22 protein-coding genes and 1 tRNA gene are annotated in these 24,779 nt (G+C 45.3%); 9 read left to right on the top strand and 14 right to left on the bottom strand.

Annotated features, from left to right (window positions below; all coding sequences use genetic code 11):
* The first annotated feature begins 140 nt into the window (after positions 1-140).
* From A4R26_RS27855 to A4R26_RS27845, 3 genes are all read left to right on the top strand, one after another.
* On the top strand, positions 141-1,784 hold the full coding sequence (locus A4R26_RS27855) for an amino acid permease (RefSeq protein WP_081169813.1): 1,644 nt from the start codon (positions 141-143) through the stop codon (positions 1,782-1,784).
* 190 nt (positions 1,785-1,974) lie between these two features.
* Positions 1,975-2,697, top strand: a complete 723-nt coding sequence (locus A4R26_RS27850; RefSeq protein ID WP_081169812.1) for a YebC/PmpR family DNA-binding transcriptional regulator — start codon at positions 1,975-1,977, stop codon at positions 2,695-2,697.
* 497 nt (positions 2,698-3,194) lie between these two features.
* Positions 3,195-3,605: a thiol-disulfide oxidoreductase DCC family protein gene (locus tag A4R26_RS27845; RefSeq protein ID WP_081169811.1), complete on the top strand. Its 411-nt coding sequence runs from the start codon at positions 3,195-3,197 to the stop codon at positions 3,603-3,605.
* A 160-nt stretch (positions 3,606-3,765) separates the two neighbouring features.
* Here the strand turns inward: A4R26_RS27845 and A4R26_RS27840 are convergent, their stop codons facing one another.
* The 4 genes from A4R26_RS27840 to A4R26_RS27825 form a co-directional block, all read right to left on the bottom strand.
* Positions 3,766-4,062 (bottom strand): hypothetical protein, encoded by a 297-nt coding sequence (locus A4R26_RS27840; RefSeq protein WP_081169810.1) that lies wholly within the window; start codon positions 4,060-4,062, stop codon positions 3,766-3,768.
* Between the two features lie 11 nt (positions 4,063-4,073).
* Positions 4,074-4,865, bottom strand: a complete 792-nt coding sequence (locus A4R26_RS27835) for a PhzF family phenazine biosynthesis protein (RefSeq protein WP_081169809.1) — start codon at positions 4,863-4,865, stop codon at positions 4,074-4,076.
* A gap of 132 nt (positions 4,866-4,997) precedes the next feature.
* On the bottom strand, positions 4,998-5,216 hold the full coding sequence (locus A4R26_RS36155; RefSeq protein ID WP_369332944.1) for a four helix bundle protein: 219 nt from the start codon (positions 5,214-5,216) through the stop codon (positions 4,998-5,000).
* Positions 5,217-5,366: 150 nt separating this feature from the next.
* Positions 5,367-7,760, bottom strand: coding sequence for an alpha-ketoacid dehydrogenase subunit alpha/beta (locus A4R26_RS27825; RefSeq protein ID WP_081169808.1), 2,394 nt, complete (start codon positions 7,758-7,760; stop codon positions 5,367-5,369).
* Between the two features lie 226 nt (positions 7,761-7,986).
* Here A4R26_RS27825 and A4R26_RS27820 point away from each other — a divergent pair, with 226 nt between their 5' ends.
* From A4R26_RS27820 to A4R26_RS27805, 4 genes are all read left to right on the top strand, one after another.
* The gene (locus A4R26_RS27820) at positions 7,987-8,436 is read left to right on the top strand and encodes a DUF1573 domain-containing protein (protein ID WP_081169807.1); all 450 of its coding nucleotides are present in this window, start codon (positions 7,987-7,989) and stop codon (positions 8,434-8,436) included.
* A 13-nt stretch (positions 8,437-8,449) separates the two neighbouring features.
* Positions 8,450-8,896, top strand: a complete 447-nt coding sequence (locus A4R26_RS27815) for a DUF1573 domain-containing protein (protein WP_081169806.1) — start codon at positions 8,450-8,452, stop codon at positions 8,894-8,896.
* Between the two features lie 234 nt (positions 8,897-9,130).
* Positions 9,131-10,324: a pyridoxal phosphate-dependent aminotransferase gene (locus A4R26_RS27810; protein ID WP_081169805.1), complete on the top strand. Its 1,194-nt coding sequence runs from the start codon at positions 9,131-9,133 to the stop codon at positions 10,322-10,324.
* A gap of 204 nt (positions 10,325-10,528) precedes the next feature.
* Positions 10,529-11,509 carry a phosphatidylinositol-specific phospholipase C gene (locus tag A4R26_RS27805; RefSeq protein WP_081169804.1) on the top strand — a complete coding sequence of 327 codons (981 nt, stop codon included), beginning with the start codon at positions 10,529-10,531 and terminating at the stop codon, positions 11,507-11,509.
* A gap of 60 nt (positions 11,510-11,569) precedes the next feature.
* Here A4R26_RS27805 and A4R26_RS27800 read toward each other — a convergent pair whose 3' ends face one another.
* Positions 11,570-11,800: a hypothetical protein gene (locus A4R26_RS27800; RefSeq protein ID WP_081169803.1), complete on the bottom strand. Its 231-nt coding sequence runs from the start codon at positions 11,798-11,800 to the stop codon at positions 11,570-11,572.
* A 591-nt stretch (positions 11,801-12,391) separates the two neighbouring features.
* Between A4R26_RS27800 and A4R26_RS27795 the strand changes: the two genes are divergently transcribed.
* Positions 12,392-13,399 carry an ARPP-1 family domain-containing protein gene (locus A4R26_RS27795; RefSeq protein ID WP_081169802.1) on the top strand — a complete coding sequence of 336 codons (1,008 nt, stop codon included), beginning with the start codon at positions 12,392-12,394 and terminating at the stop codon, positions 13,397-13,399.
* A gap of 83 nt (positions 13,400-13,482) precedes the next feature.
* Here A4R26_RS27795 and A4R26_RS27790 read toward each other — a convergent pair whose 3' ends face one another.
* The 7 genes from A4R26_RS27790 to A4R26_RS27760 form a co-directional block, all read right to left on the bottom strand.
* Positions 13,483-16,002, bottom strand: coding sequence for a lamin tail domain-containing protein (locus A4R26_RS27790; RefSeq protein WP_081169801.1), 2,520 nt, complete (start codon positions 16,000-16,002; stop codon positions 13,483-13,485).
* Between the two features lie 87 nt (positions 16,003-16,089).
* On the bottom strand, positions 16,090-17,277 hold the full coding sequence (locus A4R26_RS27785; RefSeq protein WP_081169800.1) for an exo-beta-N-acetylmuramidase NamZ family protein: 1,188 nt from the start codon (positions 17,275-17,277) through the stop codon (positions 16,090-16,092).
* 97 nt (positions 17,278-17,374) lie between these two features.
* Entirely contained in the window at positions 17,375-18,172 is a 798-nt protein-coding gene (locus tag A4R26_RS27780) for a helix-turn-helix domain-containing protein (protein WP_081169799.1), read from the bottom strand.
* 30 nt (positions 18,173-18,202) lie between these two features.
* On the bottom strand, positions 18,203-19,087 hold the full coding sequence (locus tag A4R26_RS27775; RefSeq protein ID WP_081169839.1) for an oxidoreductase: 885 nt from the start codon (positions 19,085-19,087) through the stop codon (positions 18,203-18,205).
* A gap of 99 nt (positions 19,088-19,186) precedes the next feature.
* On the bottom strand, positions 19,187-19,933 hold the full coding sequence (locus tag A4R26_RS27770; protein ID WP_081169798.1) for an SDR family oxidoreductase: 747 nt from the start codon (positions 19,931-19,933) through the stop codon (positions 19,187-19,189).
* Positions 19,934-20,005: 72 nt separating this feature from the next.
* Entirely contained in the window at positions 20,006-20,593 is a 588-nt protein-coding gene (locus tag A4R26_RS27765) for a TetR/AcrR family transcriptional regulator (protein WP_165760438.1), read from the bottom strand.
* A gap of 83 nt (positions 20,594-20,676) precedes the next feature.
* Positions 20,677-22,530, bottom strand: coding sequence for a UvrD-helicase domain-containing protein (locus A4R26_RS27760; protein ID WP_165760437.1), 1,854 nt, complete (start codon positions 22,528-22,530; stop codon positions 20,677-20,679).
* A gap of 813 nt (positions 22,531-23,343) precedes the next feature.
* Here A4R26_RS27760 and A4R26_RS27755 point away from each other — a divergent pair.
* Positions 23,344-23,417: transfer RNA gene (locus A4R26_RS27755), tRNA-Met, on the top strand.
* A 150-nt stretch (positions 23,418-23,567) separates the two neighbouring features.
* Here A4R26_RS27755 and A4R26_RS27750 read toward each other — a convergent pair.
* Both A4R26_RS27750 and A4R26_RS35210 read right to left on the bottom strand, forming a co-directional pair.
* Positions 23,568-23,792: a hypothetical protein gene (locus A4R26_RS27750; protein ID WP_081169796.1), complete on the bottom strand. Its 225-nt coding sequence runs from the start codon at positions 23,790-23,792 to the stop codon at positions 23,568-23,570.
* 103 nt (positions 23,793-23,895) lie between these two features.
* Positions 23,896-24,779 (bottom strand): hypothetical protein (locus A4R26_RS35210; protein ID WP_165760436.1); only part of this gene is annotated, 884 nt, incomplete at its 5' end.

Genomic DNA, 24,779 nt, shown 5'->3' with positions numbered 1-24,779 from the left:
ATCATTTTATCTTTTGCCCCGGTTTGTGGGTACTATTTAGGATATCTTTTCACCGCTAATTTTAATAAATCCTTATCTTTCCGACCTTATACATGATTTAAAGAAATACTATTCATTCAAAAAACTTCTAACTAACTCTTATGAGTTTATTTGTTAAAAAGCCATTGGATTCATTATTAAATGAAGCAAAGGACAGCAGTGGACACTCCCTTAAAAGAACCCTGGGTAAAGGGTCTCTTATAGCGCTGGGTATTGGCGCTATCATCGGCGCCGGTCTTTTTTCCATCACCGGCGGCGCCGCCGCCAACCAGGCCGGTCCTGCCATTACCATCTCCTTCATTGTTGCTGCCCTGGGTTGTGCTTTTGCCGGTTTATGTTATGCAGAATTTTCATCTATGATCCCCGTTGCGGGGAGCGCTTATACATATTCATATGCTACCATGGGTGAGTTTGTGGCCTGGATCATTGGCTGGGACCTGGTGCTTGAATACGCCGTGGGCGCCGCCACTGTGAGCATCAGCTGGAGCCGCTACCTGGTAAAGTTCCTTGCCGATTTCAATATTCATTTATCGCCGGCCATTACGGCCGGGCCATGGGATGGGGGCGTTGTCAACGTTCCTGCGGTTTTCGTGGTGATCTTAATGAGCCTGTTACTGGTAAAAGGCTCTAAAGAAAGCGCAACCGTAAATTCAATAATCGTTGCCCTGAAAGTAACCGTTGTTTTGATCTTTATCTTCATGGGTTGGAAATATATCAACAACGACAACTACACTCCATACATCCCTGACAATACCGGCAATTTCGGTGAGTTTGGTTTCAGTGGTATCATTCGTGCCGCGGCCATCGTGTTCTTTGCCTACATCGGGTTCGATGCGGTGAGCACCGCCGCCCAGGAAGCAAAGAACCCCAAACGGGATATGCCCTGGGGTATTCTCGGTTCACTGGCCATTTGTACCGTTCTTTATATTTTGTTTGCGCACGTTATGACGGGTGTAACCAACTATACTTCGTTCAGAGGCCAGGATGGTATTGCCCCGGTAAAAGTAGCCATCGATCATATGGGAACAACGGACGCCGCCGGTGTAATTCACCCCGATTATCCCTGGTTGAACAAAGCGATCGTACTGGCAATTCTGGCTGGTTATATGTCGGTGATCCTGGTAATGCTGATGGGCCAAAGCCGGGTATTCTTCAGTATGAGTAAAGATGGTTTGTTGCCAAAAGTGTTCTCTGAAGTACACCCAAAATTCCGCACTCCGGCCAAGAACAACCTGCTGTTCCTGCTTTTTGTGAGCCTGTTCGCAGCGTTTGTACCGGCCCGCGTGGTTGGGGAAATGACCAGTATCGGAACCCTGTTCGCGTTCATCCTGGTTTGTATTGGTGTTATCATCATGCGTAAAACAATGCCTAATGCGCCCCGCGCTTTCGTAACACCGCTGGTGCCATTAGTGCCCATTTTAGGCGTGTTCACCTGTTTGTTCATGATGGTGTTCTTACCGCTCGATACCTGGATAAGGCTGATCGTTTGGATGATCCTTGGCCTTGATATTTACCTGGCTTACGGCGTACGTAACAGTTTATTATCGGCCAACAGCCCGCAAACAATACCACAGGGTAACAAAGTGGGCGGGTTGAGCGGATTGATACTTTCCGCCGCACTGGCCATCGTTGCCATCGTTCACCATATGCTTACGCCCGATGACGCCGGCATTTTCTACTTTTCACTGGCATTTGCCGCGCTCCATATCATTTTATTCGGAGCTAAAATGATGAAAAAGAAGTAATCATAAATAAGTGCATATAACAACCCCGACGAAACCCGTCGGGGTTTTGTTTTTCAGCTAAGTTGGCTACGTGCGCCAGTTATTTTATTTTTGCAGCCCGGAAAACCGCTGCAAGCTGCAAGCCCCAGGCTTCACGCCGACGCGGCAACCAGAAATATAAAAACAAGGAACATAAACCATAAACTAATATATGGGTCGAATATTTGAAGTACGTAAATCAACCATGTTTGCCCGGTGGGACCGGATGGCGAAACAGTTTAGCCGGATTGGAAAAGAAATTGCCATTGCGGTAAAAGCAGGTGGCCCCGACCCCAATACCAACCCGGCCCTGCGGCGTTGTATGCAGAACGCCAAAAGCGTAAACATGCCCAAAGACCGTGTAGAAGCGGCCATTAAACGCGCACAGGGTAAGGAGATGGAGAACTATGAAGAGATCCTGTACGAAGGTTACGGCCCCAACGGCGTTGCCATTCTGGTAGAAACCGCTACCGATAACCACGTACGTACCGTAGCCAACGTAAAAGCTATTTTCAATAAAGGCAATGGCACCCTCGGTAACAGCGGCAGCGTAAGCTTCCAGTTCAAAAAAATGGGTGTGTTCAAACTGAAACCCGAAGGCTTAAACCAGGAAGAGCTGGAACTGGAACTGATTGATGCCGGCTTGGAAGAAATGGGCGAAGGCACCGGTGAGAATGGCGAAAACGTGCTGGTATTACGTGTGGCGTTCAATGATTTCGGCAGCATGCAAAAAGCGCTGGAAGAAAAGCACATTACCCCTATCAGCGCAGAGGTAGAATGGATTCCCGGCACTACAGTGCAATTGGGCGAAGAAGCAGCCCAGGAAGTACTGAAACTGGTTGATAAACTGGAACAGGACGAGGATGTGCAGAAGGTGTTCCATAACCTGCAATAACAATGGATCAATTGGCAATCGACAATTGGCAATTGGCAGCAATACATAATCAAAATCCCGCTTTTAGCGGGATTTCTTGTTTACCGATTGGCAGCATCCGTTTTTTTACCTGAGCACCAGTTGATTAAGCGGAAATAGTCCCGGCCGTTTCACCCCATTTTAATGAGGTTTTTCATATGATTTCACCCCATTTTCATATGAAAATGGTACTCCGTCATATGATAACACCCCATTTTCATATGAAAATGGTACTCCGTCATATGATAACACCCTATTTTCATATGAAAATGGTACTCCGTCATATGATAACACTATATTTTCATATGAAAATGATACGCTATCATATGATTTTACTATGTTTTCATATGAAAATGGAGCTCTACCATATTATTTCACCCCATTTCCGTATGAAAATCAGACGGAAATAATTACTCTTGCCCCTTTCTATTTCTTATCGACCTTCACTAATTGCCTAACCGGGCCGTAATTTTGTTGTAATGGGCAGCAGGAGTTCGAAATACATTGTTTTGTTCGATGGGGTATGTAACCTGTGCAATGGTACCGTTCAATTCATTTTGAAAAGAGACAGGAAGAAGCAATTCCTGTTTGGGTCGCTGCAGGGAAAAACCGGACAGGAATACCTGCGCAAGTACCGGCAGCCTACAGATACCTTCCATTCATTTATGCTTATTGAGGCGAATGTTTTATACACCCGGTCAACGGCTGTGTTGCGGGTACTGAAACACCTCGGCCGCGGCTGGCAATTATTGTATGTGTTTATTTATGTGCCCCGGTTTTTGCGCGATGGACTGTATAAACTAATATCCGCGAACCGGTACCGGTTGTTTGGGAAGAAAGAAATTTGCCGGGTACCGACAGTTGAAGAGCGGGAAAGTTTTTTGGAATAGCATTTCCCTGTATTCACTTCGACATTGAAAATTGGACATGCCGGCGCTTCGGTCGGCATCTCTGACGGAGTCTGATACTCGTCAGAGTCGTCAGACCCGACAGGCAGCGCTTCGTCGGGATTCGATATTCATCTGTTTTCTGCCTTTCCTTTTTCATTTGTCATTTCTCATTTTCATCCCGCTCCATGCCTTCCTTTATTTCTCTTTGAATAATTTTCCTGAACTTCTTCTCATTCGCCGCCCAGGAGCGCACGGTAGCTATTGTAACTATAACAAAACTTAAAGAAATGGTCAACCAGAGCTTGTTAAACCATCCGAACATGGATGCCAGGAAGGAGAGCACCAGAATAGCAGGAAAAGTACCCACTATAATATACAGCAGGTAATATTTCGTTTTGCCGCCCTGGCGCTGTTCTTCCCAACTTTTTATAAATCGTTTTTCAGCAGCTGTAAGCACTATAATTGTTTTTATAAATCAATCTCACCCTTCATAAAGAATACGCATTGTCCGGCTATAGTTACCCGGTCTGTTCCAAGCTCACACCACAACTCGCCGCCGCGTTTCGATAGCTGCCGGGCAAACATCGTCTTCTTACCCAGCTTTCCGGCCCAATAAGGGATGAGCTGTGAATGGGCAGAACCTGTTACCGGATCTTCATTTATGCCTACGGATGGCGCAAAGAAACGCGAAACAAAATCAGCTTTACTGCCTTTTGCCGTAAGGATCACTTTATGCCCGATCCTTTTCAAAATGGTAAAGTCTGGCTGACAAAGCTGCACCATGCTTTCATCGGCTACCTCTACCAGGTAGTCGCGGTGTTTGTGCACGCTGGTTATAGTAATATTTCCAAGGCCGTTAACCAGTTCGGCAGGCCAGTCGGTTACGGGTTCCGGCTTCCAGGCGGGAAAATCCATACTGATCTTGTCGAAGTTCTTGGTTACCGTCAGTATGCCGCTTTTTGACTGAAAGCGAATGGCGGGATACCCATAGCCCATTACGTGGAATAGTACAAAGGCGGAAGCCAGGGTGGCATGCCCGCACAGGTTGACTTCCGATTCAGGTGTAAACCAACGGATCTCATAATCGGCATCCGGGCCCACTGCGGGTACAAAGAAAACGGTTTCACTGAGGTTATTCTCCATCGCCAGCCGCTGCATAAGGCTGTCACTGATCCATTGATCGAGTGGTATTACGGCTGCCGGGTTGCCTCCAAACAAGTGATTGGTGAAGGCATCGATTTGGTAAAGGGTCAGTTTCATAACAAAGGGACGTTGTACAATGGGCAATAGGCAATAGACAATAGACAAAAAATACAATTAGTATTTATCGGGATTGTTGATCATGTGACCTAATAGCCTGCCTGTTTCCTTATTTTTATTTGATAAAGCTTTCTATTTTTCTTCATTAATATATTTACACGCTATTGAAAAATCAAGCCACATACCTGTTTCGCTATTCTCCGTATCGGCGTCTGATGCTTTTGAAACAAAATGTGCCGGATAAAGTTTTTTTCTATATGCTTCAGCAATGTTTGCACAAACACTACGGGAAGCTCTTCTGATTTGATCTGTTAGCGAATACGTTTCTTCCTTTGGAAATGATTTTGAAATCTCGAATATTCCATCGCTGACTCAAAAGCCAGTTTATAACTTTTGTTTCCTTATAATTTCTTACTCCCATGATTAATTGCTTTAAGAGTTTAAAATCAATTAATCAGAGCCCCTATTCTTGCATATTGCCAATTGCCTATTGCATATTGGCTACTCCGACATCATTTCCTGAATTACATCTATGATTTGTTCCAAATTAGGTTTGCTGAAGTAGTCGCCATCGCTGCCGTAACTGGGACGGTGCGCCTGACCGGTAATGGTGCGGGGCGACACATCGAGCCAGCGGTAACCGCCCTGCTCTTCCAGCACTTTGTTATACATATACCCAGCCGCGCCACCGGGCACATCTTCATCGATAAACACAATGCGATTGGTTTTCTTCAATGAATCGAGAATAACATGGTTCACATCGAACGGCAACAGCGTTTGCACGTCAACGATCTCGCAGCTGATATCCGATCTTTCAAGGATAGCCGCCGCTTCACCGATGATCCGCAACACACTTCCATATGAAACGATGGTGATATCGGTTCCTTCACGCAATATTTCAGGAACACCCAGCGCTACTTTATAATCGACAATATTGGAAGGTAATTTTTCTTTAAGGCGGTAGCCGTTCAAACATTCTACTACGATACCGGGGTCGTTGCCATGCAATAATGTATTGTACATACCGGCAGCCTGCACCATGTTACGTGGTACGCAAATGTGCATACCGCGCAGCGAATGCAGCATCATGCCCATGGGCGAACCGCTGTGCCAGATGCCTTCGAGCCGGTGCCCGCGGGTGCGTACGATGATGGGACAACTTTGCCGTCCCTTGGTGCGCCAGTACAACGTTGAGGCGTTATCGCTCAACTGTTGCAGGCCGTATAACATATAATCGATGTACTGGATCTCTGCAATGGGACGTAACCCGCGGTAGGCCATACCGATCGCCTGCCCAATGATGGTGAGCTCGCGAATGGAGGTATCGAAGATCCGGTTCTCGCCATATTTATTCTGTAACCCGGCAAAACCCTGGTTCACATCGCCGATCTTTCCAACATCTTCACCAAAGGCCAGCACTTTCGGATTCGCTGTAAACAGCTCATCGAAGTAATGATTCAAGATTTCATAGCCATTGATAACCGGTGCATCACCTGCATACTGCAAAGGCGTGGTGCTTACCTTCATCGGGCTCTTTGGGCTTTCATCGTACAGGTAGCTGCCGTAAGTTTTATAACCTTCCTGGCGCAGCTGCTGATACATTTCTTTTACTTCCCCTATCAGGGGCGAATGCCGCGCAGCCTGAATCGTTTTATGTAAAGCCTGTAAAACGTCTTTACGCAAAGGTTCGCGGTTCATGGCGAGGGCATTCTTTGCAGCGGTGATCTCACCCGTAGTATCTGCACCCTGGGCAATCACTGCATCGAGCACTTCAAGCCCTTTTGCCACCAGTTGTTTTAACGGAACGATGAATTTCTCCCAGGCCCTTTGTTTGCTTTCGCGCACCAGTTCCTTGGCCTTTGTTTCAATATCTTCCAGCTCTTCTTCACTGGCCAGGGTATTTTCGAGGATCCATTCCCGCATTTTTTTATTGCCATCCCACTCGCGTTCCCAGGCAAGGCGTTCGGGTGTTTTGTATCTTTCGTGGCTGCCCGAAGTGGAGTGCCCCTGCGGTTGCGTTACTTCTTCAACATGGAAAAGGGCGGGGATATGTGTTTCGCGCATGCGCGTGATAGCCGATTCAAACACTTCACACATACCGGCGTAATCCCATGCCTTCACTTTATATATATCGAAACCATTGGTATTGTCTTTTTTCTGCATGCCCCGCATGGCTTCAGAAATGGAGCCCTTGATGGTTTGCACACGGCGGGGAACGGAAATTCCATACCCATCGTCCCATACAAAAACAGCCAGGGGTATCTGCATAACGCCGGCAGCATTCAGTGCTTCCCAGAAATGACCTTCAGAGGTAGAAGCGTCACCGATAGTGCAGAAACAGATCTCATTACCGTTATTGCTGAGGTGGTTCAAATGTTGCAGCACATCTGAATTGCGGAACAGTTTTGATGCCAGGGCCATTCCCAGGGCACGCGGCATTTGTCCGGCCGTAGGCGCCAGTCCGGCCGCAATGTTCTTGCGGTTCACCAGATCGAGCCATTCCCCCTGTGCGTCGACGATAGGGGTGGCAAAGTGAGAGTTCATCTGCCGGCCACCGCTATGCGGGTCATTGGCCGTATCGGGATCGGCGTACAGTTGAGAGAAGAACTCTTCAACAGAGGCCGTGCCCGTGGCAAAAGCAATTGTTTGATCGCGATAGTAACCCGACAAAAAATCACCGGGCTGGAAAAACTTGGAAGCAGCGATCTGTGCCACCTCCTTGCCATCACCAAAAATGCCAAACTTGGCTTTACCGGTGAGGACCTCTTTTCGACCCAGTAAACTGGCCTCCCGGCTTTCGCAAGCCAGGCGGTAATCTTTTAATACCGCTTCGCGAAATTTATCGAAAGACAGCTTCTCGCCGGCAAGCGATTGATTGTGAGTGCTATTTTCCATGCGACAAAAATATTAATATTAATGCCATTTTGCGGGGTTGTTAAAAAAATGTCATTAGCATGAAAATTAATTGGCTTCTAGGCCGTTAAAAATGTAATTTTGAACAAGTTAGGCATAGATACGTTATACCCACTGATGTGAGTTGTGACCAGTTTACACCTCGGAAATTCGCGGGATATTATGTAGCTTAGCTTACGATAACCTAAAACCTTAATTTTTGTACGATATGAAAAAATTATTGTTCCTGGCCTGTTTCGCCGCCTTTGGATCTATTGCAAAGGCCCAAACCGCTGCAAATACACCTACAGCTAAACCTGCAGAAGTATTGCAGTTAAAGGAAACCTCTTACAATTTTGGAAAAATTCAGCAGGGACGCCCGGTAACCCATAATTTTGAGATCGTGAATATTGGTTCAGCACCTTTAATGCTGGAAAACGTGCAGGCATCATGCGGTTGTACCACACCCGAATGGACGAAAGAGCCTATTCAACCAGGCGCTTCCACAACCATAAAGGTCGGCTACAATGCAGCAGCCGAAGGTGATTTTACAAAAACGATAACCATTAATTATAATCACTTACAAGCCAAAGTATTGACCATTTCAGGATCAGTTTATAAAGCGCCTACAACCTCAGCACCTGTAAATGCGTCTTTATCAATATTGAAAAACAATTAAAAAACATAAACACATGAAAAGTTTTGTACTAGCATTTGCAGCATTGCTCGTGACTGCCGGTGTATTTGCCCAGACTGCTCCTGCTGCAACCGTTGTAAAGGCCTCCAGCTATGTTAAATTCAAAGAGTTATCACACGATTTTGGAAAAATTAAACAAAACTCGCCCGTAACATACAATTTCGTATTCACCAACATCAGCGATAAACCCGTTGTTATTGAATCAGCTACTGCTTCATGTGGTTGCACTACTCCTGTTAAACCCGAAGCTCCTGTAGGAAAAGGTAAAGAAGACAAGATCACTGCTGGTTTCAATGCGGCGGCCGCCGGCCCCTTCAATAAGATAATATATATAAAAGTAGCCGGGGTAGATCAGCCTATGGAATTGAAAATTACTGGTGAAGTGCTGAATGCTGAGGATTATGCCAAATTCGAAAAAGAAAAAGGTAACAAAAAAGGATAATCCAACACGATCTGAAGTAATGATCAATGAAAATAATGGTCCTCACGGCGAAAGCTGTGAGGATTTTTTTTTGAACCCATTGTTGTTTATGCATTGTTTTGCTGGTTATAAACTATTGACTTTCATGTGCCCTTAAACAAACCAGTCTACCAGAGCAGTATTTTATGTAAATACCACATTCTCAATCAGAAACAAAGCATTTAGAACATAAAACCAGTACCCTATATTTGCGAAATGCTAACACTTAGTAGTCGCGGCCAGTTGATGCCGCCATCACCTATTCGTAAGCTGGTGCCTTATGCTGAAGCCGCCAAAAAGAAGGGTTTAAAGGTATATCATCTTAATATCGGCCAGCCCGATATTGAAACGCCAGAGCCAATTCTGAATGCCGTGCGTCATGCCGATTTCAAGGTGCTTGAATACAGTCACAGCGCGGGGAATGAAAGTTATCGCCGTAAACTCGTTCAGTATTATAAAAAATCAGGTATTGAAGTAGACCATACCCAGATCATAGTAACCACCGGTGGTTCCGAGGCCATTTTATTTGGCTTTATGGCCTGCCTCGATGCGGGTGATGAAGTTATTATACCCGAGCCTTTTTACGCCAATTATAATGGTTTTGCCGTTGCTGCCGGCGTTAAGGTAGTGCCGGTTACCTCACACATTGAAAGTGGTTTTGCGTTGCCGCCTATTTCCGCCTTCGAGGAACTGGTAACTCCCAGAACCAAAGCGATCCTCATTTGCAATCCCAATAACCCTACCGGTTATTTATATAGCCGGGAAGAAATGGAAACGCTGAAACAGATCGTTCAAAAACACAACCTGTACCTGTTCTCCGATGAAGCGTACCGCGAGTTTTGCTATAACGGCGACCCCATCAGCGCCATGCAACTGGCCGGCATCGAAGACCATGTTGTTTTGATGGATACCATATCCAAAAGATACAGCGCCTGTGGCGGCCGCATTGGCGCACTGGTAACAAAGAATAAACAGGTGCTCGATAGCGTATTGAAATTTGCACAGGCCAGGCTGAGCCCGCCTTCATTTGCTCAAATACTGGGTGAAGCAGCGGTAGACCTGCCCGACAATTATTTCGATGCAACAAAAGCGGAATACAAAAAACGCCGCGACGTGCTGGTAAAACGGTTGAATGAAATGGAAGGGGTTACCTGTCCGAACCCCGGTGGCGCTTTTTATGCCATAGCGCGTTTACCCATCGATGATGCCGATAAGTTCTGCCAGTGGCTGCTTGAATCGTTTTCCTGGAACGGCCAAACGGTGATGCTTGCCCCGGCAACCGGTTTTTATGGAACACCGGGACTGGGCAAAAACGAAGTTCGGTTAGCGTATGTGCTGAATGTAAATGACCTCAACAATGCCATGGACTGTTTGCGGGAAGCATTGAAGGTATACCCAGGAAAGAAGTAATTGAATTGATATATGTTGAGTCCCGTTTCGGTTAAGCTGAAACGGGACTTTCTTTTGTTACCAGTTATTTGTCGAAGATCAAGAGGTTGAATATTATCATACACTTTATTTATTCAACCTGATTAAAATATTATCTAATTATTAATCGGCTCCCTGCAATAGTTATATTGATCCGGCCATTCGTCTTTATTCATAAACCTAATTATGAAAAAACAATTCCGGTATTTATTACTTTTTATTTCAACATGTTCACTTTCATTGATCGGTTGTAAAAAAGACCTGCAGCATGAACCTGTTACAAGCGACGATCAGGTTTCAGCTGCCCCACAGGCCAGGATCGCTGCAACCGCCTTCAGCGCTACCAGCTGGATGCAATCACTGCCCGACAGTTACCTGCTTTCTCAATTATCAATTCCCGGGTCGCACGATGCAGGCGCCAGTTATGAACCAATTTCGGGTACAGCCCGGTGTCAGTCACTGACCATCGCCGAACAATTAAATGCAGGGATCCGTTTTCTCGATATCAGGTGCCGGCATATCGACAATGCCTTTGCCATTCATCATGGATCAATATATCAAAACCTGAACTTTGATGATGTAATAAATGCCTGCATTTCTTTTTTAACCAGCAACCCCGGCGAATGCATTATCATGTGTGTTAAAGAAGAATACGATCCATCCAATAACACCCGCAGTTTTGAACAAACCTTTAACACCTACACACAAAAAAATCCATCACGCTGGTATCTCGGCGCCACCATCCCGGCCCTGGGCGCTGTAAGGGGTAAGATTGTTTTAGTAAGAAGATTCGGCGCCACAAGCACTCCCAAAGGTATTGCTGCTACCAACTGGGCCGATAATACCACCTTTACGATCAATAACAGCGAATCGCAGTTGCGGGTGCAGGACAATTATGTTGTTCCGGATAATAATAATAAATGGACGAACGTAACCAACCTTTTAACGGAAGCCAAAAACGGTAACAGCACAACCCTGTTTATAAACTTTACCAGCGGATATAGATCACTTATATTTAATATCCCCAGTATTACAACCGTATCAAATAATATAAACCCACGGATCACTTCTTACTTTACAACAAATACACAAGGGAGGTTTGGCATCATCCCAATGGATTTCTCAGATGCAAATAAAGCGGCCCTTATTGCACAAACGAACTTTTAAGTTATCAAAATTTAAAGAAGGGATCCCACCGGTACGGATTCCTTCTTTACCTGAGCTTTCTCATGCCGCCGGTTTGTTAACCCGCCGCCCCAGCAAGGTTCCTACAATTTTAAAATACCGGTTACCGCTGATCTCACTTACCGTTTTATAATCAGGCGTAAACCCTGTTCCGCGGCACAAGTCCTGAATGGAGATCATTGCCTGGGGTTTGTTTTTTGAAGTAACCACCAGCTTTCTGCGCCGTTTGGCGCCTGTTTTACTCTCTTTCACCGTTACGATAAAATAAGCCATGGCATAGGTTTAACCGTTATAAAAAACAATTACACCTAAATTATTTAATCAACAGCGGCCGGTGTGCCGAAGCCTTTTTATTTTTATTACAATAAGAGCATTTCTGTAGCAGTATTTAAATAATATGGAAATTCCGCTGCGGGGATTGTTTAGCGTGAGAATATACTAAAATAGCAATTTCATGGGAATAGATCCCATGTTGCCTTTTGCATTGCCGATAATAAAAAAACGGTTCTTACATCATACATTAAGTTAACCAGGGTGTATGCATGATGCGGGTACGGATCCAGGAAGTAAGCATGTATATATTTTGAAAGGATAATGAGTTTTAAAAGAGGGGGCTGATAAAAATAACGCCCCCGGTTAAATCCAATATCCTTTGAATATCCTGCACCTTACTATACAAATTACATTCCAACTGTAATGCATTTCTACTCTTTCTTTACAGTAAATTTTTACACCTGTAATTTCTTACTCTACGCGACTTACCATCATCGTATAATTACGAATCCGGTTCCTTTAACAAAACATTTACGGCTTCTTTTATGCAGTGCCCGCCGGCCGGGCATCCTATAACAAACCTCCTGAAATATGAAACAGCTTTACCTGGCCATATTACTGGCCCAGCCCTGTATTGCCTTTTCGCAATACACCTACAAGAACCTGCAGGTTAATTACCTGGAAACAGTTCCCTCCGCTCAAAGCTTTACTTATGATAACCTTCGACTGTATCCCATTCACGCCAAACAAAGCTTTACCAATGAGTTCAAAGGCATCGGCAGGTACATGACCCTGCAGGATGCCATTGCCAAGAAAAAGGTGAAGATCACCGAGAACAGCAACAGCGGCGAAGTAAACTCACTTAAGATCGAAAACGTTTCGAACGATACCATTATAGTTATTACCGGTGATGTGGTTAAAGGCGGTAAGCAGGACAGGATCATCAACAAAGACCTGCTGCTTAACCCTAAAAGCGGCAAGAAAGACCTGCCCGTATTTTGCGTTGAAGCCGGCCGCTGGTCAGCGGGCAGCAGCAGCGCTCACTATTCAAACCGCAATTACGCACCCGCCGCTCAAAGCCGGTCAGCCGCCCCGGCCGCATTCAACGGCTATTATAACAAAGGCAGTATGGGCCTGAGAAAAGTGGTGGAAAAAGAAAAAGACCAGAGCAAGGTATGGCAGAAGGTTGACGAAATAAATACCAGCAATAAAACCACCACCAGCACGAAAACATATACTGCATTGACCACCTCTGCAGCGTTCACCCAAAAGCTGAATAAATACCTGGCATTCTTTAAAACGAAATTCGCCACAGATGCTTCAGTGATCGGTGTGGTAGTAGTTTCAGGTAACAAAGTACTTGGCTGCGATATGTTTGCCACCCACGACCTGTTCATACAGCAATACGAAAGCCTGCTGCACTCTTATGCAACTGAAGCCATTCTCAACGGCAAACCGGTTACCGCCTCCCCTGCCGTTGTAAATGCATACATGGATAAACTCATGAGCGATGAGCAAACACAACAACGAACCCTCAATGAAAAAGGGAACTCTTTTACCGATAAGGGAAAGAAACTGCGTGTTTCAAGCTTTGACTGATCGCCCGCGTTACGCTATCATAAAAAAAGGTCCTCCCGAACAACCGGGAGGACCTTTTTCATAAACTTATCAATTATCAACAGTTACCGGGGTACGATCAGTTTATAAGTTGCAGCAGCTCCGGCTGCGGTTTTTATATTGACGAGGTACCAGCCTGCAGGCCAGCCCGAAGTTGAAATATCAGTTACCTGTTCGTTCAGATTGAATTGGCGGAACAGGTTTCCATTACTGCCAAATACCTTGATGGTTTTTGCCCCTGCACTATTCACTACTACCGAAAACCTGTTGCCGGCAACCGGGTTCGGATAGATAGTTATCAATGGCAGCAATGAGCCGAAGTCGACATAACGTACAGTGGTTAAAGTAGTGGCTCCGCCATGCTCAATGGCGCGGATGCGATAGTATAATTTACCACTACCGGTAATGGTATTATCGGTAAAAGCATACATTGTTTGCGCGGTTGCCGCAGATACAGAACCGATAGAAGAGAAATCGCTGCCATTGGCAGAACGAAGGATCTCGAACCGCTCCACCATATCACTTTGTGCATTCTTCCAGTTAAGCACAACTGCTTTTCCGTGTTTGTTGGCAACAAAGTATTCAAACGTTACAGGCAGCACACTGCCGGCAGAAGAAATGATAATATCCGAGCTAAACTTTTTGAAATTATCCTGCGGCAGGTCTTTCGCAACGGTAGCATCGGCATAATACATATTGTCGCCATTATCGCTGATCACCTGCAACCTGTCTGTAGCCAGCGCCCCGCTGATATTCACCGGCAACACGCCTTCCACATTCAGCGTGCCGATATTGAACGAGGGAATAAGATCAGGAGCGGTAGCGGCAGCGCCGTTCCAGGAATATATTGCCCCCATTGCCGCATCATCATAACTGCCGGCAATTATTATATACATACCATTCGACAAACGGATCATATCCCTGATACCGCGGCCGCCAAGGTCCAGTTCTATAGGAGCGCCTATAGAAGGGTTACCGGCCGGCGCGCCATTGTTGAACCAGGTTTCAAAGTCTGAAACAGGCGCAATAACCGCTTTTGTGCGGCTGCCGGTGGGAACCAATGGCGCACGAAAGCCTATGTACAAAGTTGAATTATCCGGACCGAACACCATTCCTTCCACATTGAACCCGTCGATGGTTTTGGCATCCTTCCCATCGGCAGCAGCAGCAGAGAAGTTATATCCGTTGGCGTCGCCCCAATTGATCAGCTGCTGGCGAAGATTGTTATAATTACCTGAATGGGAAAAAGCAGTAGCGCTGCCGGTTCCGCTCACAGTAACGGCAAACAGGCGGTCGCGGTTGGGTTTATGGTTAAAGCCGGAACTGTTGCTCATAGAGCCCAGCCAGTATATTTTTCCGGCGGTAGCCATACTTTTTACCCCGGCTTCCACATCAACCTCTTTCCAGTTACCGGCAGAACCATCGGTAAGCGATAATAAATTGCCCTGGTTGAAATCGAAGGTTGTAACAGGCAGGCCGCTTTTTTTACGATCGTAAACATAGAACAGGTTGCTTTCATCATTTACAACGATCATATAGTCGTCATCGAGTGCAATTGCAGCCGACGCATCAGCAATGCCGGTATGCCAGTAACTGACAGGTGTTGCACCGGGCGACTGAGAAGCGGCATATGAAATAACATAAGAGGTATTATTAGTTCCATCATTTACGGTAAGTGTAATGTTTGAATAACCAACGGCAGCCGGTGTTATCTTCAGATTCCGGTCTGCGCCAGTACCGGTAAGCACCAGGTTGGCAGAAGGAACAACGGTCTGGTTACTGCTTTGAACAGAAACGATCAGACTGCCCACAGGTGTAACGTCGTCACCAATGGTAAAATCAACCCCAATTGTACCGGCCGGATCGCCTGCATCGCCAATAACACCGCTAACCGCAAAAGGACTAACCGGTGAACTACTTACACCGCCATCGATAAAATTGGTTGTGCCGGTAGTATTTATAACGATGGTAGGTGCGCCGGCTATTACGGTGCAGGGATCAAAGACCACTGTGGCTTTGGTGCTTTTACCCGGGCTGCCAATATCGCCATTGAGCGAGGTAAATGAGGCTTCTGCATCAGCTGCGGCCGACAATGTCCAGGATGCAATGGTATTGGCGCCAAGGCCTGCAAGGTTCACCCAACCGCTTTTATTTTGGGTGCGAATGGTTCCCGGAAAATTCTGATCGCCAAAAGTAAGGCGGTCAACAAGCGTATTGCTGCCATCGAATAAATTGATCTCATCGTTACGGCCGAGGTTGGTAGCTAACCCGCCAATGATCTTTACGCCGCTGCATAAACCCCAGGCAGTACGAAAAGCAGCGGCAGCATTTTCAGTAAGGATAACCGACTCGCCGGGCTGAACGATACCGAAAGCGCTCAGGGAAACAGTGCCTGCCAGCCTCGAATCATCGTCAAAGCTCCAGCCGGTCATATCTACAGCGATACTTCCGACGTTGGTAAATTCAATAAACTCTTTATCAACGGCATCATACATAAACTCTGTAATGCGCATCTGCGCCCGGGAAGAGAAGAAAAAGACCAAAAGCACTCCCGACAGGAAGGTGACGCGTAACGTTTTAATCATGCCTTAATTTAATTTGCGGCAAAGATTCCGTTGGCGTATGATGATCGTATTAAGGAAATATGAAATTACTGTTATGAATTCCCGGTCTTACGAATAAATGAGGAAGGGTTGAATACACTGCGGCCAGTTGCCCGAGGCGGTATATGTTCGTAATTTTTTAGCGAAATCATCCAGGTCGGTTTCAAAAAGAACTTCAGCATTTTGAATACCGGCAAGCAACCCGAGGTGCTTTTGGCCCGAAGGGTTTACATGAGTAGGATATGCGGCCCAGGCGAATTCAACGGGATGCAGTTCTTTTATAAGGCGGATAAGCAACCAGCCGGCAGCTACCGGTAAAAATGAATGGTAGTCATCGACATGCAGCATTACTCCATTACACGACTGCCCGGCATACTTCCCTTCAGTTGGCGTAAATACAACCGGCCGCGCATGTACATTGCCGCTAATGCCTGCGATCATCATATTGAATAGCTGTGCGGTTGTACCGGCCTGTAACCAGGGCGCGCCGGCCACGCGAAAAGGAACAGCGGTTCCCCTGCCCTCGCTTATATTCGTTGCCTCGAGGAAACAAAGGCCCGGATATAAAAGCGCTGATTCAAAACCGGGGATAGCAGGAGAAAGCGGAACAAAGGAATTCGCGTAACCGGGAAAGAACTGATCTCTTTGCCAACGCGCGCAGGGAATTACTTCAAGTGAACAATTGATTGACCTCGACTCATTGAAAAAGCGGGCCAATTCACCCAGGGTACAGCTATGCCTTACAGGCATCGACCAGCGCCCGATAAAACTGCTGCAATTGGTTTCATCGAGTATAGGCCCCTCGGCAAGCTGCAGGTTACCTGAAAGCGGATTGGGCCTGTCGGCAATGATCAATGGAATATTATAGGCAGCACAAGCCTGCATAACATGCGAAAGGGTCCATAAATAAGTATAAAAGCGGCTGCCAACATCGGGTATGTCAAAAAGCATCAGGTCGATGCCGGCCACATCGGCCTGTGTTGGCGCCAGTTTATCGCCATACAAACTGGTTACGGGCAACCTGGTAAGCGGGTCAACCTGGTTACTCATTGCATGCCCATCGGCGCCGGTAGTATCGAGGCCATGTTCGGGCGAGAATAACTGCACAATGGTAAAACCCTGTTGCAGTAAAGCCACCCGCGATGGAACAAAGCGGTTGGTGGTAGCGGCATGATTGGTGACCAGCCCAATGTTTCGGCTCTTCCATGCCGGCTCCTTTGCCAACAGCACATCTATACCATATTGAATGCGATGCATGGAGGAAAAGTAATGAAAAAACTATAACGCCGTATATAGCGGTGCTAGGAATACGCGAAACAGGCCGGTGTAGTATATAAAGGAAGTTGAAGCTTCCCTATATCTTTGAAGGCGATATCCCATAGGCATTTTTAAATGCATATGAAAAATGCGACAGGTCTTCAAAGCCTACCTCAAGGTATACATCAGAGGGTTTGTTTCCTTTTTGTTTGATAAGATAATAAGCCTCCTCCAGCCGTTTTTGCAATAACCAGTTGCCCGGCGAGGTATGAAATGTTTTTTCAAAATCTCGTTTAAAGGTAGCCAGGCTTCGTCCCGTTAAATATGCAAACCGGTTCAACCCTACATTGAATTGATAATGCTGCAACATGAACGCTTCCAGGTCGATCTTGCCCGGCACGGTAAAATCGAACAGGATTTCTTTTAAAGAAGGTTCGTTACGCAGCAGCAATAACACCGCCTCTTTTACCTTTAAGGATAATAATGCTTTATTCGCGTCGGGCGACAGGTTGCCATACGGAAGAATGGAATCCATAAAGCTTTTGTACAGGGGATCGGGTTTCAGTACCACAAAATTTGGTGACGTATGTGTTTTATCTGCCGTATAACCATGCTCAATGCTTAAACTCTTCAGGGTTTCCTGATCGAGTATAACAGACAGGGTCCTGAACTCACCACCGGGCGGCGGTTGTTTCAGGAACTTCGCCAGTTGATTTCTTTTCACGAACCTGAAATCGCCTTCTTTGAAAACATGTTCTTTGTTACCATCATTCACCACCAATGTACCTGAAATGTGATAACTGAAAACGTGGTCCTGAATAAATTGTTCACCCCCGCGACTCACCTCGTAGTAGCAGGAGTAAACAATTTCTGGTTTCGACGGTTGATGCGCCATAATAATTCAGATTATGCGTTAAGGCAAAGTTCAATTTTTTTGTCCAAGTAATTGTTTGCCGTAAGGAGTTTCCAGGAAATTAACCGCATCGTCATGATCTGTGGAAAGCGTTACGGGCATCCATTTTTCAAACTCCGCCTTTCTTACATTATCTGTGTACTGCAATATAGCCGCGGCCTCGCTGCCCAGTATGAGGTGTACGGGTGGCTCGGGGTGGTCGGTTAAACTGATCATTACCTGTGCCGCTTTTGCCGGGTCGCCTATAGGAACATTGGCGCCGCTTTTAAAATAATCGATCCGCACATCAACTGTTGTTTCATAACCTTCTACAGCCGGGGCGTAGGACATGCTGGCGCCGGCCCAATCGGTACGGAAGCCGCCGGGTTCTACCGAAGTAACTTTAATGCCCAGGGGCGCAACTTCTTTTGCCACAACTTCTGTAAATCCGCTTACGCCAAACTTAGCGGCCTGATAAATGGCAATACCTGCACTGCCAACGCGGCCGCCAATGGAGCTGAGCTGCAAAATGCGGCCGCTTCTTTGCTTACGCATATAGGGCAACACAACCCGTGTTACTTCAATAACGGCATAGAGATTCGTTTCGAGCTGGGTGCGCACCTGTTCGTCGGTAAATGCTTCTGCAGCACCGATAATGCCAAAGCCGGCATTGTTAACGAGCACATCTATACGGCCAAAATGCGCCACCGTTTGTTCAACCGCTTTGATGATCTCTTCTTTTTTAGTTACGTCTAACTGAAGTGGAAGAATTTGACCAGGATATTTGGTAACAAGGTCATTCAATTGTTGAGGCTGGCGGGCAGTAGCCGCCACTTTATCGCCTTTTGCCAGTACGGCTTCTGTAAGTGACCTTCCCAATCCGCGGGAGCTGCCTGTGATAAACCAAACTTTTGTCATGGTATTATTTGTTTTTTTGATACCACAAAGTTGGGTCATTCACGCGCTGGCTGGTTTGTTTAACAGCTCAATGATAGTTTGTTCAAAAGCTCACTTATTTCAGGCTTCAACCCCATTGAATGCCTTCAATGTAACCTCGGGCGATTGCAGGAATGACTGGTATACTTCATTTGTTCTTCCCGGTCTTATTGCATAGTTGTTCTTCTGCAGCGCATTGTAAATATCCCGGGCCACTTCATCGGGCGATAACTTATCTGCATCGAACCCTTTGGCCATATCGGTATCAACAAACGGAGGAAATACTTCAAAAACCTTTACCGGTGCGTTTGCTTTTTCAAGTACCAGCCGTAACGATTGAGAATAGGAATGTAATGCCGCTTTTGTAGCGCTGTACGTCGCCAAGACCATTGAAGGCAAATACGAAACGACTGATTGAATATTGATGATCGCAGCTTCTTTACTGGCTTTCAGCGATGGTAACAACTTTTCAGTGAGTCTTACTACCGACAGGTAGTTCAGGTCCATTTCGAATTTCGCTTTTTCGTATACGCCGTTTTCACTGTCGAGCGGATAAGCAGTTGCCACACCGGCATTGTTCACCAAAATATCAAGGCCACCGAATTGTTGCTTCACCTGCTTAACCAGGTTTTCCACATCGGCTTCGCTGGTAACATCGGCAACAGCATAAGATGTGTTGGGCAATTGGGCTGCGGCTTCTTTTAGTTTGTCTTCCCTTCTGCCGACAAGAATGATCTGGTTTCCATTTCCGGATAACTTTTTGGCTATAGAAAAGCCAATGCCAGTACCGCCTCCTGTAACCAGGATGGTTTTGTTTTCAATGTTCATATTTGTATGTTTTATGTGAGTATGCTTTCCTGTTTTATACCAAACGGTATATTTTTTTTCAAAAAAAAGGGGCTATGGGCAATAGCCTTTGATTTCCTGCTTCAGCTGGTCGATAATTACCTGTAACTGTTTCGTGCTGCCCTGTAAACGGGCCATCCACAAACCGCCTTCGATCATGGCGAAAGCTTTTATAGAAAAAGATTCAGCGTCGAATATTTTTTGAAACTCGCCGGCTTCTATGCCGGCACGAATAACCTTTGCCACGAGGTTCTGGGTTGCCAGAATTGCCTTGTTCACTTTATGTTTTACAATGGGATTGGTATCATCTGCTTCTGTACCAAAATTCATGAGCGGGCAGCCATAATTATGTTCCTCTTTTAGGGTGCTGAGATAATAATCGAACAATGCATATAATTTCTCTTCATTGGTAGCTGCGCGTGACATATGTACAGCCATATCGGCACTCAACCTTTTAACCAGGTAATCAAAAGCTTCGTGGCATATTTCATCCTTGTTCTCGAAATTGCCATAGATACTTCCCTTCGTAAGCTGCGTAGCATCTACTATATCATTGATAGAGGTGGCGGCCATTCCCTTTTTATTGATGATGGGAGCTGCTTTCTCTACAATAAAATGCCTTGTGCGCTCTGCTTTTGTCATAACACCACAAAAATATACCGAATGGTACATTTTTCAAAATATTTCTTTGCTAACCTTTTGTTAAGGGTGTAAGAGGCTGATAATTACTCATCGAGGTAATAGCTCAATTTCTTAAGGCGGGAAATAACGGCGCCCTTGGTGCGGCCGAGGTGAGCGGCTATTTTACCGATGGAGGTTCCATTATCATAGTGCATCTTCAGTTCTTCGTCAAGCTCATCGGTCCAGGGTTTATAGGCATCTTTGTTAACCTCTCTTTTATTCCAAACGGTATAGCTCTTTTCTTTGGCCCCGGTGGCAACAGTTTTCTTTTTGGCGGGAGTAGTTTTTGTTTTAGCCGCTTTCTCTGCAAAGTAGCTATTGTAATCAAAACTGGCTTCCCGCGCTTTTACTTTTATAATATAGGGGGAAGCGGGAAAATCTTTCGGCAGCAGGTTTTCAGGAATATGCAGTTTGTTTTTGGTACGGGTAACCGCAACATATAACAAATTGATCTCTTCATTGAGGCGGGCGTTGTCGGCGATGGCGGTTTTGTCGGTCTTTTGCTTTTCTTTCAGTTCCTTCAATTTGCTTTCTGAGAGAAAATCGTTTACTAAGTGCACGACATCATATTCCATTCCCTTGGCGCGGTGCACGGTAGAGAAGATCATTTCGGCCCTGCCTCTTTCTTCATCGGTTGTTTGCAGTTCCTTGAGCGATTTAAGGATACCGTGAATTTCATTGCCGTATTCACGCACGATCTCGATCATGGTAGCCAGCTGATGGTCTTCCGTTTTTTCAACGTATTCTTCCAGTTCCTCCATGTCTTTCATGGCGCCAACCAACTGATCGCGGATGCGGTCGCGGTTATTATTATACAAACTCAGCACATCGTACAAAGAAGTGCCGTCATCGGCGTAGGTGTATGAGCTGATGTTGCCTTCAAAATAAATATGTTTAACCTTATTGTCGGTGATATAGTTAATGGCATTCAACAGCAAGCCGAGGTTGGTGCGGGCAATGGTTGCTTTTGACGCTTCTTTTTTGCCATCGCCTATTCCTGAAATGGCCACCGGGTTGCATTCGAACAAATGGTTCTTCCAGGAGAGGATGTTGGTGGCGAGGTTAGCGATGTCTTGCGTAAAGCGAAAACTGGTGGAAAGATGGAGTGTATTGAAATCGACTTTATCCAGTGAGTTTACTGCATGCCGCCAGCCATAGATCTGCTGATGGGTATCGCCTACAATTATCTTAGTGGCTTTTTGTTTTTTAAAAACATCGAGCATGGCAGCGGATGCATCCTGCGCTTCATCGAAAAGAATATAATCATAGGGAAGTATGGGGTTCGACAGCTGAAATTTCTTCAGGTAGAAGTCGTGCGTGATCTCAATTTCTCCCTTATCCATTTTAGCGAGAAAGAGGCGGGTGCCATCTTCAATGAATTTATAGTAGGAATTAACGAAGGCCCGGGCATTGACATCAACAATCGTATCGAGGTAATTCAGGTCCTGCACCCTGGCTTTATCGCTGTTGCAGAAGTAAGCGGCGAATTTGGCAATGTGGTTGGCAACAACGAATTCAGCATGTTTTTCGCCATTGCCCCGGATGCCGAGCACCTGGCAAATTTCACTATTCCTGTAACCCTGCGCTTTTATTTTATAGTTGTGTTTGAAAACAATATGCTTGTAGGCCAGCGAGTGGGCGGTTTCCACTTTCGTATTGGTAAGTCCGCAGGCTTCAAACTTCCGCGCTGCTTCCAGTTTTACACTTTTATTGAATGCGAGGTACAGGATGCGGGCATTAGCCGAACGGGAAGCCGCATATGCAATGATGGTAGTTGTTTTACCGGAACCGGCCACGGCATTGATGCGAAGATCGCCGCCTGAGTTTATGATAGCGGTTTGCTGTTTTGTAAGCGCCTGTTTACCCACTTGTGCGGAAGTTTTACCTGCAGCAGTCATAACACGGATTTAAATAATAAAAGGCTCCTTCACCGAAGCCTTTAACCAAAACGCGAAGATGGATGTTTTTTGGAATTTGAGCAAGAATTAGTGGGGGTTGCTGGTTGTGTTGGCGGGTGGTATTTTAAAGGACAAATTGGAACCGGGCAGGGTGAAATGGAAAAGCCGGGCAAAGATGAAACGGCCAGTTCGTGTTTGACAGTCTTCAGGTGGTGAGGATCTACGGTCTATTTTAGAACGAAACAACTTCAGGATTATCACTTCTCTTGTCTGGTTGTTCAGGATTTATTCTTCACATGTATAGCTATTTTAGGACGAGACATTAGGACGAGACAGGGACGAGACAGGGTGTCAGATTGCAGGGGTATTGTCTGGGATAGCTCTTAGATAGCTCTGGATATGCTCTTGCGCCTGTGTATTCCTGTAGTGTCCGTAGAGTATCCCGGTACAGTACCCAGGCCATATCTCTACTACTCCACTACTATTCCCTACCATTAAACTACCGGTTTGGTACTATTCCGGTACAGTTCAGCATCTATCCGGTATTTACTATTGGGCATTGCTCTTGTTCCGGGGAGATGTTTGATTGAAAACCTCTTTTGGGAAGGTTTTTTACAGGTGGCGGGAGCATTTTTTGAGCTCAGCTGCCGGGATGGGGCGAAAAAACCGGTTTTCCCTTAAATAATTGTCCATTAAGGCCTAATAAAATTTTCCGGAAACCTATTTTTTTCTATTTTTGCACCCCATAATTTAAGGGGCCAGGAAAATCGGGCCCGGAGATCCGGCTACAGTGCGGATCGATATAAATAAAATGGCGGGATAGCTCAGGTGGTTAGAGCGTTGGATTCATAACCCAAAGGTCTCGGGTTCAACTCCCGATCCCGCTACACGGACAAAATGGCTTCACTTATTGTGAGGCCATTTGCATTATGATTTATTGAGATTGCGATTTCCATACTTGACAGACTATAAGGCAGGAGTTCGGAATTTAATATTACTTCTATGCAATAGTTACTTAAGCCGATACTACTTCGGGTCTATTTTTGGGATTGGCCTTTAAGTTTTAGAATATTACCAATTGATGCTCCACTTATCCCTTTTAAAGCTAATGCAGGAATACTCCACTCTCTTAAAGCATAAACAACACCCAACCAAAATATCGCAGTAACAACGTAAATCACTAGTCTAAACCATAACTTTTCAGTTGTAAACTGAAATTTACCGCGGAGATCATAAATAGAGGGTTGCTTCTGTTGTGGCATATAATTTAATTAAACAACGGGACGCTCAAGCCATAGGTAATCTCTGGATTAGTTTGTTGTTATTCATACAAAATAGTTGGATATTTTATACTCCTTCATATCACTACAGATCTTCTGGTTTAATATAAAAGATTGGACTATCGTCATCATCACTTATAGAAACACTTTCCCATTCATCCGATTGATCAAATTCATATTCACAATACTCATCAAAACAAGTTTCCGCATCAAATATTTCTAACATAGTGATTACGGACAGAGGGTATAGACGCATGTCATCATCAATTTCATAAGCCAGCGTTATAATATCCCCAGCATCGTTATAGCACTCCATGAAAACCTGGAGAGCACGCCATGAACTGGCCTTCATTTCATCTAAATGACTTGTCTTGCCAACTAGCTCTAAAATATCTTGATATTTTGTTATCCAATAGCTTTCCCAGTTCGCCCAAATGTGAGGCATAAATTTATGCTTCTTTATGCCTGCATCTAAATAGATATCTCGCCATATCCAAGACTTTGTTTGAATGTAAATCTCCTCATAGCTTTTTCTTTCGATATAGCCTTTTAACCTTGCATGTAATCCTTGGTATGTATCCATTTCATACACCTCGCCCTCAGTATGAAAATGAATTAACTCATCCAATGTTTGAATTTTATATTCCCCCTTTTTTAACCCACTATATTTTTCAAAAGCTTTTATGAATTCATCATATGACGGAACTCCCTTCTCCTTATTTTCAATATCGAATAATGATCTCGCGATTCCTTCAAGACCGTTACCATTCATCAAACTTTCGGCTTCATTCTTTAATAAAGTCAATACATTTACTTTTCCCTCTGTTTTTAGAAGGTGATATTTATTATTTAGTCGATCCTTTAGTGCACGAAGCGTAAAATATTGAACATCTCCATTATCTAACATTTCTTTTCTAGAGTCCCATTCTTTTATATCAACTGCGTATTCCAGAGAAAAGGTTACCCTTT

This window comes from Niastella populi, from assembly GCF_002078015.1.
GTDB classification, from domain to species: Bacteria; Bacteroidota; Bacteroidia; order Chitinophagales; family Chitinophagaceae; genus Niastella; species Niastella populi.
The sequence above is the reverse complement of the archived record's forward strand: the minus strand, read 5'-3'. Positions and strand labels throughout refer to the sequence as shown.